We start from the raw sequence: 18,278 nt of genomic DNA, 5'->3' as shown, positions 1-18,278 counted from the left end.
GCAAAGATCGCGTCACAAAAGTGTGTACAAGAGATTGGATTGACCTGATCAGTTAATTTTCCGGATTGGTATGAGTCTTATTATTCGTCTCAGAGTTTGTAGAGGCGCTTTACGTTGATCACGAGCTCTGATATTCCGACACTTATTATTAAGCTCTGCTCTCTCTAGCAGCGCTTGATTACGTAAGTTTATACTTGTGGCTATTGGTTCGTTGATTAACTTTTCCTGAGCGTCTTGAGAGCTCTATCTCCTACTAATTTTAACTGGCTGATAAAGATGCCTCGTTTCTAATAACAAGGTTTTGTTGGTCGGTAACTCTTGCTATATCCCTTCTACTTAATAGATGAATCTACAGGCAGTTACGTGAACTCCCCGGTTATAACGGTTTATAGTTGGAACATTGATGTCTATTTAATTGTTAATTCAGCGTGATTTAAAGTGGGTATCTGTCTGCGGGTAAATATCTTTAAACGCCTTCTTTCAAGGTGAGACTCATTTAATCTTGGGCTTAAAGGTGTCACTTTTCTCTATGGATCTTCCTGAGTCTCTTCTCTGGGGTTGTTTATAAGAATGGTAAAACTACGTACAGACACAATTAAAGTCGTTCTTCGTGTGTTTGAGAAGCTCAGTTGAGCAATGTCATGGTTAGTTGGTATTGGGCAGGTAAGTGTTTGATGAGCTTGGTTTATAGCTATTGTAGAAGTTATCTAGGGTTAAATAGCAGATACAAAAAAGCCGATGCTAGACATCGGCTTAGTTTGAGTCGCTTAGAGTTAAGCGGGTTGAACTAGAGCGAGCGCTTTACGAGAAACCTCGTGAGCTGCTTTCGTTAAGTTTTGCTTCTCTAGTGCGTCAGATAGGTATCCGTAATCTGAAACATTTGAGCGAAGTGCTAAGGCTTTTTCGAAGTGGCTTTGTGCTTCCGCCCACTTCTGCTCTCTTAAGTAGAACTGAGCCAGCGCGCTGTGTGCTTCGGCATTACCACTGTCTTTACTAATTGCACGTTCTAGCATGACCACTACTGGGTGGTGATCGGATAAGTTCAGCTCTGGAAGCAACATGTAGAGTTCATTTGACCCACTCTTTGCAATGTTCTCTTTGATCACAGTGAAGGCTTCTGAGTCAGCTTTGCGAGCGATAAGTTGCTTCACAAAGCAGGATACAAGGTGCGAACTTTGTTTCTGTTTTCTTGAAAGCTTGTTCCAATGGCTGATTAAACCTTCGCTACCTTGCTGTTGTGCCACATCATGAAGTAGCCCACATTGTGCTTTCTGTTCTAATTCACGTTGCTCATCAGCTGTTAGAAGTTTGTTCTTAACTAATTTAGGCGTTAACTCTAGCAATGGCTGCCATAACTTCAGTTGCAAGTAAGTGGCTTTTAACAGGCCAAGTACAGCAGTGTTATTAGGGTATGTGCCTTTTAGGGTAGAAAGTGTATCGAATGCAGCTTCGTAGTTTGACTCGCTGATTTGCTGTTTAGCTTTAGTTAGCTCAACCGCCAGTAGAGAGTCGTCCTGTTGGCTAGCAAGCTCGATGTACTTATCACGCTCACTTGTATTACCTTGTTCGTGTGCCGCTTGAGAAGCGACTAAATAACAAAGTAGAGGCATGTCGTGATGGTTAGCCCAACGAGTTACTTTCTTCTCAGCGCCTTTCCAGTCACCTTCAAGTAGCTTGATAATGCCTTCATTGGTATAACGACGAGAACGTTTCAGCTTACGAACACTGAACCAGTTCCAAGTTGTCGAGCTTGCGTACATAAGCTTTTTAAATAGGTACTCTAAGCTGAATAGAGCCGCTAGAAGAGCAATGACAAAGATAACCAGTGTTGTCACGCTCATCTCAATAGTCTTATTCGCAATTGAGATCAGAACGTAGCCTTGTTGACCAGAGAACTGAGTACCAACAATTAACCCAGCACCTAGAACGAGAAAAAGAAAAATCCAACGAATCATTATTTTTCCTCCGTGGTCATAACGGTGACTTCACGACGTAGGCGCTCACGTATCACATCTGACAACTCATTTTGAGATTCAAGCTTTACAGGGTATTTCACAGAGATGTTCTGTTCACTTAGCTGTTTAATCGCTTTCTCAAATTCAATCACTGAGTTGTTATCTTGGTTTAGATACGCTTTCGACCACTCGCTAGCGGTATTAAGAGCTGCGCTATAGAGTTCACCTTGTTCTTTGTAGACGGCGCGAATCGCGGTTTCTAATTTACCTTTGATGTTTTCACGCAGGTAGAAGTGTTGTTCAGGAGAGAGTAGAGGGATAACTTCGCCATCACGACTACGGAAGGTAATGAAGTTTTCTGAGAAGTCTTTCATCGACGTCATCAGGTTGTTCTGCCAATCATTAATATCTTGCGATACCGCTTTTTTCTCAACAACCGCAACTTCCGGAAGAATCGCATTGGCAAGCGGCAGTGTATCGACTTGCTGTTGCAAGCTTGTGATACGCAGAACTAAGCCGTCACGGTCGATCAGAGGAATAGTGCGAAGCTTGGTAATGTCATTGGTCATTGATTGACGCAGTGACACTAAGCTCGGGTCATTCAGTGCTGCGATACGTTGATCGGCGCTTTCCATTAACTTGGTTGCGCTAACGGCATCATGCTCGAGGAACAGTTTACGTCCTGCTAGTTTCACAAGGTAATCGGCTTCGGCAAGTAACCAGTCATTCGGGCGGCGACCTTTCACGTCAGCCACTGCTAACTGCAGGCTTTGAATGCTCTTCTGCTGTTGAGATTGCACGACCTGAGTTTTCTCCACCGCGTGTGAGGCTTCTTGGATAGTCTCTTGCTTGATGGTTTGTAGGTCTTTATTTACCGCAGATTGGGTATTTTGAAGTTGTGCTTGAAGAGCGGCTATTTGAGCCGAGTATTCAGCGCTCTTTTGCTGCATTTGAAATGCGATACCGCCACTGAAGATAATTGAAATAGCGATCGCAATAGCGCCTAGTTTGACACCGCGCTTACCTTGCTTTTCTGCTTTCTCTATTTGCTCTTTATGCTCAGCTTGAGGCTGCTCATTTTTAGCGGTATTTGAAGCAGAGGCATCAAGCTTCTGTTCAGGTTGTTTTGTCTCTGTAGAGTCAGCTTTTTCGTTTTCAACAACTACTGGCTGAGTATCTTGTTTCTTTTCAGGTTCAATATGCTCATTATTTTTTTTGCTTGTCATGCTTATTTCCTGTTTCTAGCTAGGGCCGGAGAGCAGCCAGTAATATTTGGTTCGTAGCACTGTGAGTATTGGTCACATTCGAGAAGCCGAGTTGTTGTGCTCGTTCTACAATGCGCTGGCTTGGGACAAATAGATGTCTTGTTGAAAGCCAAGCCAAATACTCATCAGGGGTAATTGAGCAGAGATACTCCAATTGTTCCTGACTAGTGATGACAACTTTGGACGTTTTTTTGTTTATCCATGTTTGATAGGTATTGTGGTCGCTAATAGGAATATATTCTCTACGGTAGGTCTCACAATAAGAGACTTGTGCACCTCGATTGAGTAGAGAATCCCTAATGAGCTCACGCCCACCATTGCCACGTAGTATCAAAATGGACTTATTTTCTACGCCATTAAGTTCAGTAAGTTTAAGAAGATGTTCACTATCACTAACTTGAGGATAGTTTACTTTTTGTTTACAGACTTTGCTTAAAACGTGCGCAGTTTTTTGACCAACGCCAAGATAAAGCGGCGAAGTAGGCCAAATGGATGAGGTTTTTGAAAGGATGCTTTGGGCAGCCGCCACGGCGTGGTGACTGACTGCAATAATGATATCGCTGTTATTAAGCTGGGTGCTTAAATCCGCAGAGTTGGGATTATCCACGATACGAATCAGCGGATGATGGATTGCTTGAACCCCTTCATCCGCTAGTTGTTGGCAAAGCGATTGTCCCTCTGAACCGGGACGAGTCACCAACACTGTCATGATTATTCTTGGTCAACGTAGAGCTTGGTTAAGATTTCTCTCGCGCCATCATCCAGCAATTGATTTGCCAGAGTCACGCCAAGTGCTTCTGCATCTTTGCGAGGGCCAGAGATCTCACCACGAACCATCTTAGAACCGTCCGGTTCACCAACTAATGCACGTAGCCAGATGTTTTCGCCATCTAATAATGAGTAGCTGCCGATAGGAACCTGACAGCCACCTTCTAGGGTAAGGTTCATTGCACGTTCGCACAGTACACGATCAGCCGTGTCTTTATGATTCAGTGGTTCAAGGAGTTTAATCAGACGCTCGTCATCAAGGCGACACTCAATACCAACAGCGCCTTGGCCAACAGCAGGGAGAGACTGCTCTGGTTCGATGAAGCTACGAATACGCTCTTCTAGCTCTAGACGTTTAAGACCTGCAGCAGCCAGTACGATCGCATCGTATTGACCATCATCGAGTTTACCTAGACGAGTACCAACGTTGCCGCGCAGCTCTTTGATGATCAGATCTGGGCGGTATTCTAACAGTTGGCATTGGCGACGCAGACTGCACGTACCCACGACAGCACCTTGTGGGAGTTCGTCGATGTTGTTGTAAGTGTTTGATACGAAAGCGTCACGCGGATCTTCGCGCTCACAAATTGTTACCAGACCTAGACCTTCAGGGAAGTCGACAGGTACATCTTTCATTGAGTGAACCGCTAGGTCAGCACGACCTTCTAGCATGGCTACTTCAAGTTCTTTAACGAACAGTCCTTTACCACCCACTTTAGCAAGCGGAGTGTCTAGGATGATGTCACCTTTGGTCACCATAGTTACCAACTCAACCTCTAAACCAGGGTGAGCAGCTTGCAGTGCATCCCTTACAAAGTATGCCTGCCAAAGGGCAAGAGGGCTTTTTCTGGTCGCGATACGGATTGGTGCTGAATTTGTCATGGTGTTTCCGATATAGGTTCTGTAATAGCCTAATCCTACCATTATGAGGCGAGAATTCTTACTGTTTGATCATTCCATACTTTGATAGCTGAGAGATTTTCATGAGTTCACCAAAATAGTGTGATTAGTATCTCATTTGAAACATGGGCTATTATTAGAAATAGTCAATAAAGAGGACACTACGGCGCCGTGAGTTTAACTTTCTGTCATCAAGGAATTGACCAGTATGACGGGTTCCTTTGCTTTACCATTAAGGGTAAAAGTGTTAAATTGATCACGTTTTGTTGCTCCTTTCGTTCAGTAACTAAACAGAACTGCACTTAACCTCAAACCAAGGACTTACCTTGCAGGCTTACACTCAAACTTTGATTCAACGATTAGACAATCTAAATCAGCAGCGCATTGATCGTGCGTTGGCGTTGATGAATGTGCAAGGCCAGCGAGTATTCAACCTTATTCCCGCATTGCTTCACTTCAATCACCCGATGATGCCTGGTTATTATGACCAACAAGTTCCTTTTGGAATTCGTAGCTTCACGCTTAATGAATTCCAAAAGCAATTTGTCTCTGATACCGAATTAACGCTGGGTGGCAAACTCACCGAGACGGATGAACCAGCAATCCTTGGCTTGTACACCATGGGTAGTACTTCTTCTATTGGTCAAAGCACTTCAAGTGATCTTGATATCTGGGTGTGTGTTTCCCCGGATATGGATGGCGCCTCTCGCGATAGCCTAACCAACAAGTGTCTCTTGATTACCGATTGGGCTGAAACCTTGGGAGTAGAAGCGAACTTCTTCTTGATGGATGAAGAGCGTTTCCGTTCGAACCATTCAGAAGAGATGACCGGCGATAACTGTGGTTCTTCACAGCACTTATTATTGCTTGATGAGTTTTATCGCTCTGCGGTTCGTTTGGCTGGTCAGCGTTTGTTGTGGCAAATCATTCCGCCAGAAATGGAAGAGTGTTACGACGAGTATGTTCAAGGTTTGTGTCAGGATGGTTATCTTGATTGCTCGCAGTGGATCGATTTCGGCAAGCTGAATCGTATTCCCGCTGAAGAGTACTTTGGTTCAAACCTGTGGCAGCTCTATAAGAGTATCGACTCACCGTATAAATCGGTTTTGAAGGCGATCCTGTTAGAGGCCTATTCGTGGGAATACCCAAACACCCAACTGCTGAGTATTGATACCAAGCGCCGCTTCTTTGCGGATGAACCGGATCTGTATGGCATGGATAGTTACTATCTGATGCTTGAGAAGGTAACGCGCTACCTAGAGCGTATTAACGACCATACTCGATTGGACTTGGTGAGGCGCTGTTTTTATCTTAAGACCCACGAGAAGTTGTCACGAGATGCGGGCATTGGCTCCGTTGCGTGGCGTCGTGAAGCCTTAACCGAGATGACTAAATCTTGGAATTGGGGACATGAAACCATTGCTGAGCTCGATAACCGCCGTAACTGGAAGGTTGAGCAGGTTAAAGTGGTGCACCATGCACTGCTTGATGCCTTGATGCTGAGCTACCGTAATCTGATTCAATTTGCGCGTCGTAACGACATCACTTCGGCAATCAGTCCACAAGATATCAGCATCTTGGCACGTAAGCTTTACGCTGCGTTTGAGGTATTGCCAGGTAAAGTGACACTGCTGAACCCACAAATCTCTCCGGATCTGCATGAACCCGACTTGAGCTTCATCGAAGTTCGTCAGGGTCAGTCGAATAAAGCAGGTTGGTACTTGTATAAGCAGCCACTGGTTGCACACCGCATTCTTGGTCAGCCTTCTCTAGAGCACCATGAGTACTTGAGTAAGTTGGTAGCATGGTCGTTTTTTAATGGCTTGATTACCGAGTCGACACGTTTGCACTCTGTGGTACGTGACGCTCACATCGATATCGATAAGTTCTATCAAATGGTGAGCGACCTGCGTAATACGTTTTCTTTGCGTAAGCGTCGCCCAAGTATGCAAGCACTGGCGAGCCCGTGTGAGATAAGCCAGCTAGCGATGTTCATCAACTTTGAAAATGACCCGACGTCTGAATTAAGTGGTCGTGCATTAAAAGTGGACCTCAAGAACGCCGATATCTTCAGCTTTGGTGAGGAAGGTAAGAGCTTAGTCGGCAGTGTCGACTTAGTTTATCGTAACTCTTGGCATGAAGTACGTACGCTGCATTTCCAAGGTGATACGGCAATGCTGGATGCGCTGAAGACGGTGCTTGGCAAAATGCACCAAGATGCTTTACCGCCAGAATCGGTTGATGTGTTCTGTTACAGCAAAAACCTGCGTGGTGTGATGCGTAACATGGTGTATCAACTGCTTGCTGAGTGTATCGATTTACGATTGAAACCGATTGAACCCGAGAAGCGCCGCCGCTTTAAGGCTATTCGTTTAGCTAATAAGATGTTTGGTCTGTTCTTCGAACGTCGTGGTGTGTCGGTACAGATGTTGGAAAACTCGGTCGATTTCTACCGTAGCATCTCAACCAATAAGCTCAAAGGCTCACCTTTACTGATGCTCGATAAAGAGCAAGAGTATCAGCTACCAGAAGTGGTGGATGGTTTTGCGAGTGAGGGCTTGATTCAGTTCTTTTTCGAAGATACCGACAAAGGCTTCAATATTTATGTATTGGACGAGTCGAACCAAGTTGAGGTCTACCACCAGTACAGCGGTGAAAAAGATGAGATGATCGCGAGCGTGAATTCTTTCTACACATCGGTAAAAGATGAGTCGAAGATGTCGTCTAAGTTGATTAACTTTAACCTACCTCAGTACTACCAAATCGTTCATCCTGAAGAAGGCAATTCTTACGTTGTGCCTTATCGTAACGATGCAACTTTAGCTTCTCGGAGCTCAAAGATAGTCAACATCTAGTCTTACTAAGCCCGATTGATATTGAAAAAGGAGTGATTGATTCACTCCTTTTTAGTTTTGCTTACAAATGATTAGACCCAATCGATCGCTTCACCTGCGTGCTTCACGCATTCTTCTTTAACCATCTCAAACAGCTCCATGCCCGTCTTTGAACATGTCCACTTGTCGTCAACTAGCTTGAAGTGAAAGCCACCAGATTTAGACGCTAACCAGATTTCTTTCATTGGTTCTTGGCGGTTAATGATGATTTGGCTGCGGTTCTCAAACTCCAGCGTCATCACGTTACCAGTCACTTCGTAATCAATATCTGCCTCTGATTCATCGATAGCTTCTTCGATGTTTTGCATCTGTATATCGACCAGCTGATGAAATTCAGTCTCGTTCATCCTTTCTATCCTATTGCTTTTCCTGAGTGTGGTGCGATTATAGGGGGCATTGAGTTAATAATCACGATATGCAAAATGAAAAAATTAATTGCTGCTCTATTTATGATGTCCGTTATTGGACTTTCTGGTTGTGGTCAAACGGGTCCTTTGTACGATCCTGATGAAGTTCAGCAAACCGAACAATCACAATAAGTGAAAACACGCAGAAATCGTTATTTATAAGGGATAAGAACTTTGGATTACTTCAACTATCAGGAAGATGGCCAGCTTTGGGCTGAGGACGTCGCACTTTCACAACTAGCAGAGCAATATGGTACACCGCTGTATGTATATTCTCGTGCAACATTAGAACGCCACTGGAATGCGTTTGATTCATCGGTTGGTGAGCATCCGCACTTGGTGTGTTATGCCGTTAAAGCTAACTCAAACCTTGGCGTGTTGAATACTTTGGCTCGTTTGGGCTCTGGCTTCGATATCGTTTCTGGCGGTGAGCTAGAGCGTGTGGTTGCTGCCGGTGGCGATCCAGCAAAAGTTGTATTCTCTGGTGTCGGTAAAACAGCCGCTGAAATGAAGCGTGCGCTTGAGTTGAACATTAAGTGTTTCAACGTAGAGTCTGAACCAGAACTAGAGCGACTGAATAAAGTAGCTGGTGAGCTTGGTGTTAAAGCGCCGATTTCACTGCGTATCAACCCAGACGTTGATGCGAACACTCACCCTTATATCTCTACTGGTCTGCGTGATAACAAGTTTGGTATCGCTTTCGACCGTGCTCCTGCTGTCTATGAGTTTGCAAAAACACTCGATAACTTGTCTATCCATGGTATTGATTGCCACATTGGTTCTCAGTTAACGGATATCGAACCTTTCATCGATGCAACCGATCGCCTGCTTGCGCTGATCGACCAGCTACGTGCTAACGGTATCAACATCAAACACCTTGATGTCGGTGGCGGTTTGGGTGTGGTTTATCGTGATGAATTACCACCACAGCCTTCTGACTACGCGAAAGCTTTATTGGCTCGCTTAGACAATCATTCTGATCTAGAGCTGATTTTCGAGCCTGGAAGAGCGATTGCTGCTAACGCTGGTGTATTATTAACGAAAGTCGAGTTCCTCAAGCCAACAGAGCACAAGAACTTTGCCATCATCGATGCAGCAATGAACGATCTAATGCGCCCAGCACTTTACCAAGCTTGGCAGGATATTGTTCCTGTGAGCCCTCGTCAGGGTGAAACTGTGACTTACGATTTGGTTGGCCCAATCTGTGAGACAGGCGATTTCCTAGGTAAAGATCGTGACCTTGTTCTTGAAGAAGGTGATCTGCTAGCAGTTCGTTCAGCGGGTGCTTATGGCTTCGCGATGTCATCTAACTACAACACTCGTTCGCGTGCGGCTGAAGTGATGGTGGATGGCGATAAAACTCACTTGGTTCGTCAGCGTGAAGAGCTTACGAGTCTGTGGGAACTTGAAAACATTCTTCCGGAGTAATTTTAAGCGTTATGCACTTCCACTTTTCTAAAATGCATGGTTTGGGCAATGATTTCATGGTCGTGGACTGCATTACTCAAAATATTTTCTTTTCTCCAGATTTGATCCGTCGCTTGGCGGATCGTCACACTGGCGTGGGCTTTGATCAGCTACTTGTGGTTGAGGCTCCCTATGATCCAGAAACTGATTTCCATTACCGCATATTCAATGCGGATGGCAGTGAAGTGGAGCAGTGTGGCAATGGTGCACGTTGTTTTGCACGATTCGTTCGCATGAAAGGCTTAACGAATAAGTACAGCATCAACGTGAGTACCAAGAAAGGTAAAATGGTTCTCAAGATTGAAGAGAATGACCTGATCACGGTGAACATGGGCATTCCTGAGTTCGAACCCGGCAAGATTCCATTCAAGGCCAAGCAGCCAGAGAAGACGTATATCCTAAGAACGGATGTACACACCTTATTCTGTGGTGCGGTAAGCATGGGTAACCCACATGTGGTTACCGTGGTTGATGACGTCGACACGGCTGATGTGGACACCTTAGGCCCACTACTTGAATCACATGAACGTTTCCCTGAGCGTGTTAATGCTGGCTTTATGCAGGTCGTTAACCGTGAAGAAGTTCGTCTACGTGTTTACGAACGCGGCGCGGGTGAAACTCAGGCATGTGGCAGCGGAGCGTGTGGCGCAGTTGCAGTGGGTATCACTCAAGGCTTACTGGCTGAGAATGTGAAGGTTCGTCTACCAGGCGGTGACTTACACATTAGCTGGCAAGGCCCGGGTAAACCTCTGTTTATGACCGGCCCTGCAACGCATGTGTTTGATGGTCAACTTTCTTGCTAATAACGACCCAAAACAAATATATTCATAAAAATAAAGGATAGGTTTTGTCTTACGTTGAAGCCGACGCACTCACCGCAGAAGTGGTCGCGGAATATTTACGTGATAACCCAGATTTTTTCCAAGACCGAAAAGATTTGGTTGATCGCCTTGCTATCAATAACGTTGAGCAGGGCGCTGTTTCTCTGGTTGAGGTTCAGCTTAAACGCCAACGTCATCGAATCGAAGAGCTTGAAGAAGAGATCACTGGCTTGATGTCGTTGGCAGCAAATAACGATAAAACCTTCTATGAGTTTATGGATCTGCAAGCGCAAGTGCTGAAATGCAGTGACTTCATGCAGGTGATAAAAGCCGTTGAACAAAAAGCGTTAGATCTTGGGCTTAAGGCTCATGTTCGTATTCTTTCGCAATCTGGCTTTTATCAGTTGAGTGCTGAGGGTTACTCTAAGTTTTCGCTTAACCATTTCAATGGCAAAGATGCTTATCTTGGACGCTTGAGAAAAGCCGACAGACACGATTTGTTTGGTGATTATCCAGTTCCAGAGCTAGGCTCTTATGTAGTACTACCGCTTGCTAAGCAGTCTCCATTGGGTTTGCTCGCCTTTTCTAGTGAAGATGGCGGACATTTCCAACCCCATATGGATACGCTCTTTTTACGCCATTTAGCACTTGTTGTCGCTCATTTGGCGGACACCTTACCTTGGCAGATAAATAATGAGCCTAGAGCCCAAAATACCTCTTCCTAACAGCCTTCAAAAGCCACTTTCTCGCTTCTATGAATATCTCCGAAGCGAGAAGGGACTCAGCCTACACACCCAACGTAATTACAAACAACAACTTGAAACCATGGCCGGTCATTTAGTCACTCTAGGGCTAAAGGATTGGGGTCAAGTCGATGCGGCGTGGGTCAGACAACTGGCCAGTAAAGGCATGCGTGAGGGAATGAAAGCGAGCAGCATTGCAACGCGCTTATCGTCACTGCGCAGCTTCTTTGATTTCCTTGTGTTGCGTGGCGAAATGACCGCCAATCCAGCCAAAGGTGTCTCTGCACCTCGCAAACAACGCCCTTTGCCTAAAAACCTCGATGTTGATGAAGTGGGTCAACTGCTTGATGTGAATGAGGACGATCCATTGTCGATTCGTGATCGAGCGATGATGGAGGTGATGTATGGTGCTGGATTACGACTGGCAGAACTGGTCGGCATCAATCTGAAAGATGTGTTGGGTCGACAAGGCGAAATCCGAGTGATTGGTAAAGGCGACAAAGAACGCAAAGCGCCTTTTTCTGGTTTAGCTAAAGAGTGGGTCGATAAATGGCTCAAAGTTCGTGGTGAATTGGCTTCACCGGGTGAAACCGCGCTGTTTGTCTCTAAGCTCGGGACTCGTATCTCTCACCGCAGCGTGCAAAAGCGCATGGAAGAGTGGGGCAAGAAGCAATCTGTCGCGAGCCACATCAGCCCGCATAAACTGCGTCACTCCTTTGCAACGCATGTGCTGGAATCGAGCCAAAATCTTCGTGCTGTGCAAGAGTTGCTTGGCCATGAAAACATCTCGACGACCCAAGTGTATACCCACTTAGATTTCCAACACTTAGCACAAGCTTATGATCAGGCTCACCCGAGAGCTCGTAAGAAGAATAAAGATTAGATTAAAGGGTTTACTATGCGAATTTATCGAGGGTTAAAGCCCATCAAAGCCATGACCTTTGACTTGGATGACACCCTGTATGACAACTGGCCTGTGATCATGAAGGTTGAGAAAGAGATGGCACAGTGGCTTTATCAAAAGCACCCAGTGTCGGCTTCTTTATCGCTTGAAGAGTGGCAGGGCATTAAGCAGCAAGTCGCATCTGAAAACCCAGCTTTGAAACATGATGTCACCGTGTGGCGTGAAACTCAGATTAAGAGTGGTTTGCTGCAATTGGGCTACTCTCAGCAGCAAGCTGAACAGGCGGCTCGTGAGGGGATAGAACATGCTTTGTGGTTGCGCAATCAAGTCGATGTTCCTCAAGAAACGCATCGAGTGATGGCAGAACTTAGCCAACGCATTCCTTTGGTTGCGATTACCAATGGCAATGTCGATCCACATAAAATTGGCTTAGGGCAGTATTTTCAACGAATTCTTAAAGCTGGCCCAAACGGTAGAGCAAAACCCTACCCAGATATGTTTGATAAAGCGCAGCAATACTTAGGTGTTGATGCCATCAACATTCTTCATGTCGGCGATCATCTTAGAACGGATGTTTACGGAGCTAAGCAAAATGGCTTCCAAGCGTGCTGGTTTAATGACATTGGTTCCAATTTATACCTCTCTTCGAAGGCGAGTGTGCTGCCTGATGTTGAAATAGAGCAACTTAGCGATCTTATGCGACTAATTTAAAGACTTCTGTAAGCTTATTGTGTCGCATTTATGATATTGAATTGTTACATTAGTCGCAATTAAATGCCTGTTTAGGCTAGGATAATTGGCGACTACTTTTTATCGATTCATTTCAGTCATAGCAGTGGTTGCGGGTTCTTCACTTCACTCTATTTCGATCAAGGGTTGGCATGCAAACATTTACATTTCTCGCAAATACTGAGGAGCTATTTAAATCTCAATTTGATCAGCGAGAGTGGTGTGACAGCAAACAATATCTTATTCAACTTTTCTCTGCCCAATCTTCTGATGTGGCTCGTCGAATCGCGAGTGTTGCTCTCAATCGCCTAAGCAATGCCACCCTAATTGGCCAGAGTGCTCGTCATGTTATCTGTGACAATTGTCTTGAGAGTAGTTGTACCTTAATCATTATCAGTGAGTTTAATGAAACCCGTTTAACCTCCGCGGTTCAGCCTTTTACAGGCAACCCAAACCAAGACAGCCAAGAGCTCGCTTCTCAACTAGACCTCTCGAAAGATGCTAAAACGGTCATCAGCCTATGCGATCAGGTTGAAGGTCGTGACTACCCTATCTATAGCGCCTTTGAAAACCTACCCTACACATTGCCTGTTGCTGGTGGCTTGTGTCATGAGAATGAATACGGGCGTTGGGTTATGCATAACGAACAGACCTACCAGCACGCCTGTGTTGCTGTGGCTCTGACTAACCCAAGATTGAAGGTTTGGTCGGACGCGTACTCTGAGTGGAACCCGATTGGGATGAAGCTACGAGTCACACACGCAATCGGAAATCGCTTATACGCATTGAACGACAAGCCGGCTATTGAAGTATTCAAACATTACCTTGCGGATGGCAAAGACCTTCCTTTTAGTCAACTGATGAGCTTTCCACTTTATCGAGAACTTGGCAGAAAGAAGGGTATCTCGACGCCGCTACGTATTAATGATGATGGCAGTATTGAGTTTGATAGCCCTTGGCATGTCGGTGAAGAGGCGCAGTTTTGTTATAACCACCCATCGCTCACTGCAGAAAAGGTGCACCACGGTGCCGAGATGCTAGCCATGCATCAGCCTGAATCGGTGATCATTTATAACTGCGTATCTCGACTTGAATTTATCGACAGTAAACTTGAGCTCAAGCCATTTGAAGGGATAGTGAATACATGTGGTGCCTACTGCATGGGGGAGCTATACCGTAATGAAGACCGCCAAGAGATACTGCACCACAGCTTGACTTATATCGCTATGCGCGAGTCTGACGAGATTAAAGAGTTTCATTGCGAAGACTTTCAGTGTGGCTCAACCGTGTCGCCATTGCTTAACCTAGTCAGAAATGCAGTCGCTGATCTCGACAGTATGAATACTCAGATGGAAAAGAAACTCCATCAACAAGCGCGTCGCTTAACCGAAAGCTATCGCATTGACTCGCGTACTGGTTTGCCGAACCGTATCGTACTGAAAGAGCGCCTCAATACGATTCTGTTCAGTGAACATCTGCTGACCTTAAAGCTAACCAACTTCCATCAGGTTAACGAGAAGTATGGTTATCAAGTGGGGGATCAGCTGCTACTCGATCTGTCTAATCACTTTATCGAGCGATTACAGCTTCGTGTGGTTAAAGAGCCTCGCGTGAAGGTAGAGCTATTCAGTATTGGTGTTGGAGAGTGGGCGATTATCTTCAATGCTAGTGTTGGTAGTACGAAAATAAAAGAAGGTTTCGTTGAGTTCGCCGATGACATCGAACACATAAATTTTGAGCCATATGGTTTGGCTGATATTGATTACCTGTCAGTTTCTCTGTGTGGCGGCTTTGCTAGTCGTTGTGACTTCTTAACCGACAGTGGTGACCAGATCTTATTGAAAGCGATCGAAGCTCGACGCTATGGAGTACGTAACAATACCCACATCACCAATGCCAAAGATATTCAGGTGAGCGAAGAGGACCGCAAAGAGCAACTCGGTTGGTTGAGTTGTGTAAGTCGTGCGATTCTAGATCAGAACATCATCACCTATTCCCAGCCGATTGTGGAGTCGGTTACGCACGAAATGATTGGCCAAGAGTGTTTGGTCAGAATCATGGAGTCGGACGGTACTATTGTGCCACCAGGAAAGTTCTTACCTATCATTGCTGACACCCATCTTTACACGCGCCTTAGTCGACACATGATTAAGAGCACTATTGGCTATATGGCGGATAAGCAGAGCTCATTTTCTATCAATCTATCCCCACAAGATTTGTTGAGCGATAAGACGCTCGAGGTCCTTGAGGCTGCGATCAGTGGTATGAACGATCCTACTCGACTTGGTTTAGAAGTTCTCGAGTCTGAACAGATTAAAGATTATGGCCGCATGATTGAGGTGTGTGATCACTTCCGTGCGCTTGGGGCGAGAATCATTGTTGATGACTTTGGCTCTGGTTACTCCAACATCGAGGAAATCATTAAGCTTGAGCCACAGATCATTAAGCTCGACGGTAGCTTGATTCGTAATATCGACAAAGATCAAAAACAAAGAAACATAGCCTCTCAGTTGATTCGTTTGTGCCAAGTGTTCAATGCCAAAACGGTCGCTGAATTTGTCCATAACCAACAGGTTTGTGAGATAGCAGAGCAAATGGGTGTCGATTATCTGCAGGGTTACTACTTCGGTGAGCCTAAGCGACTGTTTTAGCAGTTAAAGCTTCCCGCATTGTGTAACGACTGGCTATAAAAGTACTGCGCCGCCATTAATGACTGCTTTTTGGCGGAATGAATGATGTCTAACTAAGGTCACATTATTCATAACGCGATCGCAAGTATTCCGTGCAAGCCTTATCTATAATAAGCACAATAATAAATCATTAACGTAACGATTAATGTGAATATGCAGTCGACTTCTCTCCTGATACAAGACATTGAGCAAACCCAACGTGAATTGGAAAAGATAGATTTTCATCAACATGAAAGCCTACTGATTCAGGTGTTTTCGTCTTTCGAGAAAGGTTCTGTTTTGGCTGCCTGCCAAGTGATTCAATCGACTTTTCCCAATGCCAAATTGATTGGTTGCAGTGCTAACCACTACATTAGTCAAGGTGTCATCCTGCACCAAGGTCTTTATCTGATTGTTACCCGCTTTGACGCGACGTCTTACTCTTGTGGTGTTGTCGAATATAGCGAACAACCATTGCTCGATAGCCACGCTATGTGGCAACAGCTTGAGTGCAATGATAATACTCAAAGCATCATCTGTTTCGCAGACCTCTTGCAGATAAATAACCGAGATCTATTTTCAGCGTTTGAGCAGTCGAGGTATTCATTACCGATCTGTGGCGGTGCATCGACCATCACAGATAATGGGCGATGGGTGATGTTAGACGGCATTTGCTATGAAAATGCCTATGTGATGTTGGCGCTGCACAGTGTTGAGCTCTCCATCGCTAAGGGTTACTACACTGAATGGAATCCGATTGGTCGAACTTTTCGAGTGACAGGTGCTCAAGAGAACCGGTTGTTGGAACTGGATGGGATGCCTGTTCGCGAACTCTACAATCGTTACCTCGCTGATGGCCTCGAAGTGCCTTTTGAGCAACTGCATAACTTTCCCTTGATGGTCGGTGACCCGAAAGAGCAAAACATTCACTTACCGCTCAAGGTAACGGAAAGTGGAGAGATAGAATTCAGCGGCCTGTTCCAAGTGGGCGATGAGGTCCGGTTTTGTTATGACCATCCATCACTGACCTTAGAGCAGATACGACTGGGCGTGCAGCAGATCGCCTCTCATAGGCCAGAACAGTTCTTCATTTATAACTGTACATCTCGTATCGACTTTATTGATGGCAACCAAGAGGTTGAGGTTTTCCAAAAATTGGCCGACAGCTATGGCGTTTACTGCATGGGAGAACTTTATCAAGAGAATGGTCAACAGCGAATCTTGCACCATAGCCTCACTTATCTTGCGCTTAGAGAAGGCGAGGGTAAGGCGGTATTGCCATTAGAGACGCAACCCGCGACTAACATATCCCCTCTGTTTTCATTGATCCGAAATGCACTGCTTGATGTCGATGACATGAACAACAGCATGGCGAGTAAGATTCAGCAGCAAGCCACTGCATTGACGGCAAGCTATCGAATTGATCACCGTACAGGTTTACCCAATCGAAGTGTGCTGCGTGAGAAACTGTCGAAGATGAGCAGTGATAGCCACTTACTAGCTTTGAAGGTCACGACCTTTGGTCAGATCAATGAGAAGTATGGTTATCGAGTAGGTGACAAGCTTCTGCATGATTTGAGTGAGTACTTTCAAAAGGCGCTGTGGCAGTTCTTTGATGAGGGCTGTCAGCTCTACAGTATCGGTATTGGTGAGTGGGCGGTGGTGTTTGATAGTTGGGCGAGCCAAGAACATATTCATCAGCGATTCTCGGAATTTGCCGATCAAACCGAGCATGTGAATTTTGAGCCTACCGGTTTACCCGATATTGATTACTTGTCGGTGTCTATCTGTGCGGGTATCGCCAGCCGTCGAGATTTCCCGACTACCTCTATTGATGACTTATTGTTGAAGGCGATTGATGCGAGGCGCAGCGCTGTCAGCCAGAACAAGCACCTAGTGAGCGCCAAGGCACTCATTCAATTGGAGAAGCATCGCCAAGAGCAACTTGGTTGGCTGTCGTGCGTGAGTCGCGCGGTGCTTAATCAGAATATTGTGGCGTGCTCTCAGCCCATAGTTTCAGCACACAGTCATCAGGTAGAGAGCTACGAGTGTTTGGTTCGAATTGAAGAGGACGGTCAGTTAATTGCACCGGGTAAGTTCTTGCCAATCATTGAAGGAACCCATCTCTATACACGCCTCAGTCGTCAGATGATAACGCGCACCTTCGATTTTATGAGTCAGCGAACCGATTCGTTCTCAATTAATTTAGCGCCACAAGATTTCAGCAATGAGAAAACCATTCTTCACCTTGAACAAGCGATCAAGAAAATCAGTCACCCACAGCGTATTGGCTTGGAGGTGTTAGAAACGGAACAAATTCAGGATTACGGTCGCTTGATTGAGGTGTGTAATCACTTCCGCGATCTTGGTGTGAATATTATTGTTGATGACTTTGGTTCGGGCTATTCGAACATTGATGAGATATTGAAGCTAGAACCACAGGTGATCAAGCTTGATGGCAGTTTGATTCGCAATATTGATAAAGATAAAAAGCAGCGCAAGATCGCTCAGCAGTTGGTGAGCTTATGCCAGATTCTGAATGCTAAGACGGTGGCGGAGTTCGTTCATAATGAGCAGGTGTGCCGTATTGCTGAAGACATGGGGGTCGATTACTTGCAAGGGTATTACTTTGGTCAACCTCAGCGTTTGTTTTGATGGAGCGAGCGTTTCACGTGAAACACTGGTTGGCTCAATAACGAAAATACGATGTAAAAAGGGTGAGCTTATGGCTCACCCTTTTTGTTTGTGCGCCGAGC

14 protein-coding genes are annotated in these 18,278 nt (G+C 45.4%); 9 read left to right on the top strand and 5 right to left on the bottom strand.

Going from position 1 to position 18,278, the window contains the following annotated elements:
- Positions 1–773: 773 nt before the first annotated feature.
- From AB4583_RS16580 to hemC, 4 genes are read right to left on the bottom strand one after another with little or no spacing between them, the layout of a single operon-like run.
- A complete protein-coding gene (locus AB4583_RS16580) occupies positions 774–1,955 on the bottom strand; it encodes a heme biosynthesis protein HemY (RefSeq protein ID WP_372118396.1) in 1,182 nt (393 codons plus the stop codon).
- A complete protein-coding gene (locus AB4583_RS16575; protein ID WP_372118393.1) occupies positions 1,955–3,181 on the bottom strand; it encodes a uroporphyrinogen-III C-methyltransferase in 1,227 nt (408 codons plus the stop codon). Before AB4583_RS16575 ends, AB4583_RS16580 begins: the two co-directional genes overlap by 1 nt.
- 19 nt (positions 3,182–3,200) lie before the next feature.
- A complete protein-coding gene (locus AB4583_RS16570) occupies positions 3,201–3,929 on the bottom strand; it encodes a uroporphyrinogen-III synthase (protein ID WP_017061007.1) in 729 nt (242 codons plus the stop codon).
- Between the two features lie 2 nt (positions 3,930–3,931).
- Positions 3,932–4,870 (bottom strand): hydroxymethylbilane synthase, encoded by a 939-nt coding sequence (gene hemC, locus AB4583_RS16565; protein ID WP_017061008.1) that lies wholly within the window; start codon positions 4,868–4,870, stop codon positions 3,932–3,934.
- 344 nt (positions 4,871–5,214) lie between these two features.
- Between hemC and AB4583_RS16560 the strand changes: the two genes are divergently transcribed.
- Positions 5,215–7,743: a class I adenylate cyclase gene (locus tag AB4583_RS16560; RefSeq protein WP_017066755.1), complete on the top strand. Its 2,529-nt coding sequence runs from the start codon at positions 5,215–5,217 to the stop codon at positions 7,741–7,743.
- 71 nt (positions 7,744–7,814) lie between these two features.
- On the opposite strand, the gene cyaY is transcribed toward AB4583_RS16560, so the two are convergent.
- Complete coding sequence (cyaY, locus tag AB4583_RS16555; protein ID WP_017061010.1) at positions 7,815–8,129, bottom strand: iron donor protein CyaY; 315 nt, start codon at positions 8,127–8,129, stop codon at positions 7,815–7,817.
- A 75-nt stretch (positions 8,130–8,204) separates the two neighbouring features.
- Here cyaY and lptM point away from each other — a divergent pair, with 75 nt between their 5' ends.
- The 8 genes from lptM (at position 8,205) to AB4583_RS16515 (ending at position 18,177) form a co-directional block, all read left to right on the top strand.
- Positions 8,205–8,321, top strand: coding sequence for an LPS translocon maturation chaperone LptM (lptM, locus tag AB4583_RS21450; RefSeq protein WP_017063757.1), 117 nt, complete (start codon positions 8,205–8,207; stop codon positions 8,319–8,321).
- A gap of 42 nt (positions 8,322–8,363) precedes the next feature.
- The gene (gene lysA, locus AB4583_RS16545; RefSeq protein ID WP_017066756.1) at positions 8,364–9,617 is read left to right on the top strand and encodes a diaminopimelate decarboxylase; all 1,254 of its coding nucleotides are present in this window, start codon (positions 8,364–8,366) and stop codon (positions 9,615–9,617) included.
- 11 nt (positions 9,618–9,628) lie between these two features.
- On the top strand, positions 9,629–10,459 hold the full coding sequence (gene dapF, locus AB4583_RS16540; protein ID WP_017061013.1) for a diaminopimelate epimerase: 831 nt from the start codon (positions 9,629–9,631) through the stop codon (positions 10,457–10,459).
- 44 nt (positions 10,460–10,503) lie between these two features.
- The gene (locus AB4583_RS16535) at positions 10,504–11,202 is read left to right on the top strand and encodes a DUF484 family protein (protein ID WP_017061014.1); all 699 of its coding nucleotides are present in this window, start codon (positions 10,504–10,506) and stop codon (positions 11,200–11,202) included.
- On the top strand, positions 11,171–12,103 hold the full coding sequence (gene xerC, locus AB4583_RS16530; protein ID WP_017061015.1) for a tyrosine recombinase XerC: 933 nt from the start codon (positions 11,171–11,173) through the stop codon (positions 12,101–12,103). Before AB4583_RS16535 ends, xerC begins: the two co-directional genes overlap by 32 nt.
- A 15-nt stretch (positions 12,104–12,118) precedes the next feature.
- Positions 12,119–12,835: a 5-amino-6-(5-phospho-D-ribitylamino)uracil phosphatase YigB gene (yigB, locus tag AB4583_RS16525; protein ID WP_017096074.1), complete on the top strand. Its 717-nt coding sequence runs from the start codon at positions 12,119–12,121 to the stop codon at positions 12,833–12,835.
- Positions 12,836–13,005: 170 nt separating this feature from the next.
- The gene (locus AB4583_RS16520) at positions 13,006–15,504 is read left to right on the top strand and encodes an EAL domain-containing protein (protein ID WP_372118389.1); all 2,499 of its coding nucleotides are present in this window, start codon (positions 13,006–13,008) and stop codon (positions 15,502–15,504) included.
- Positions 15,505–15,696: 192 nt separating this feature from the next.
- Positions 15,697–18,177, top strand: coding sequence for an EAL domain-containing protein (locus tag AB4583_RS16515; protein ID WP_372118386.1), 2,481 nt, complete (start codon positions 15,697–15,699; stop codon positions 18,175–18,177).
- Positions 18,178–18,278 lie beyond the last annotated feature (101 nt).

The sequence above is a fragment of the Vibrio sp. 10N.222.49.C12 genome, assembly GCF_041475025.1.
GTDB classification, from domain to species: domain Bacteria; phylum Pseudomonadota; class Gammaproteobacteria; order Enterobacterales; family Vibrionaceae; genus Vibrio; species Vibrio crassostreae_C.
This window is presented reverse-complemented; position numbering and strand designations above follow the sequence as displayed.

Coding starts and splice junctions, on each gene's coding strand:
- AB4583_RS16575 (WP_372118393.1), bottom strand. CDS start 3,181: ATGACAAGCAAAAAAAATAATGAGCATATTGAACCTGAAAAGAAACAA.
- AB4583_RS16570 (WP_017061007.1), bottom strand. CDS start 3,929: ATGACAGTGTTGGTGACTCGTCCCGGTTCAGAGGGACAATCGCTTTGC.
- AB4583_RS16515 (WP_372118386.1), top strand. CDS start 15,697: ATGCAGTCGACTTCTCTCCTGATACAAGACATTGAGCAAACCCAACGT.
- AB4583_RS16580 (WP_372118396.1), bottom strand. CDS start 1,955: ATGATTCGTTGGATTTTTCTTTTTCTCGTTCTAGGTGCTGGGTTAATT.
- yigB (WP_017096074.1), top strand. CDS start 12,119: ATGCGAATTTATCGAGGGTTAAAGCCCATCAAAGCCATGACCTTTGAC.
- hemC (WP_017061008.1), bottom strand. CDS start 4,870: ATGACAAATTCAGCACCAATCCGTATCGCGACCAGAAAAAGCCCTCTT.
- lptM (WP_017063757.1), top strand. CDS start 8,205: ATGAAAAAATTAATTGCTGCTCTATTTATGATGTCCGTTATTGGACTT.
- dapF (WP_017061013.1), top strand. CDS start 9,629: ATGCACTTCCACTTTTCTAAAATGCATGGTTTGGGCAATGATTTCATG.
- cyaY (WP_017061010.1), bottom strand. CDS start 8,129: ATGAACGAGACTGAATTTCATCAGCTGGTCGATATACAGATGCAAAAC.
- xerC (WP_017061015.1), top strand. CDS start 11,171: ATGAGCCTAGAGCCCAAAATACCTCTTCCTAACAGCCTTCAAAAGCCA.
- AB4583_RS16520 (WP_372118389.1), top strand. CDS start 13,006: ATGCAAACATTTACATTTCTCGCAAATACTGAGGAGCTATTTAAATCT.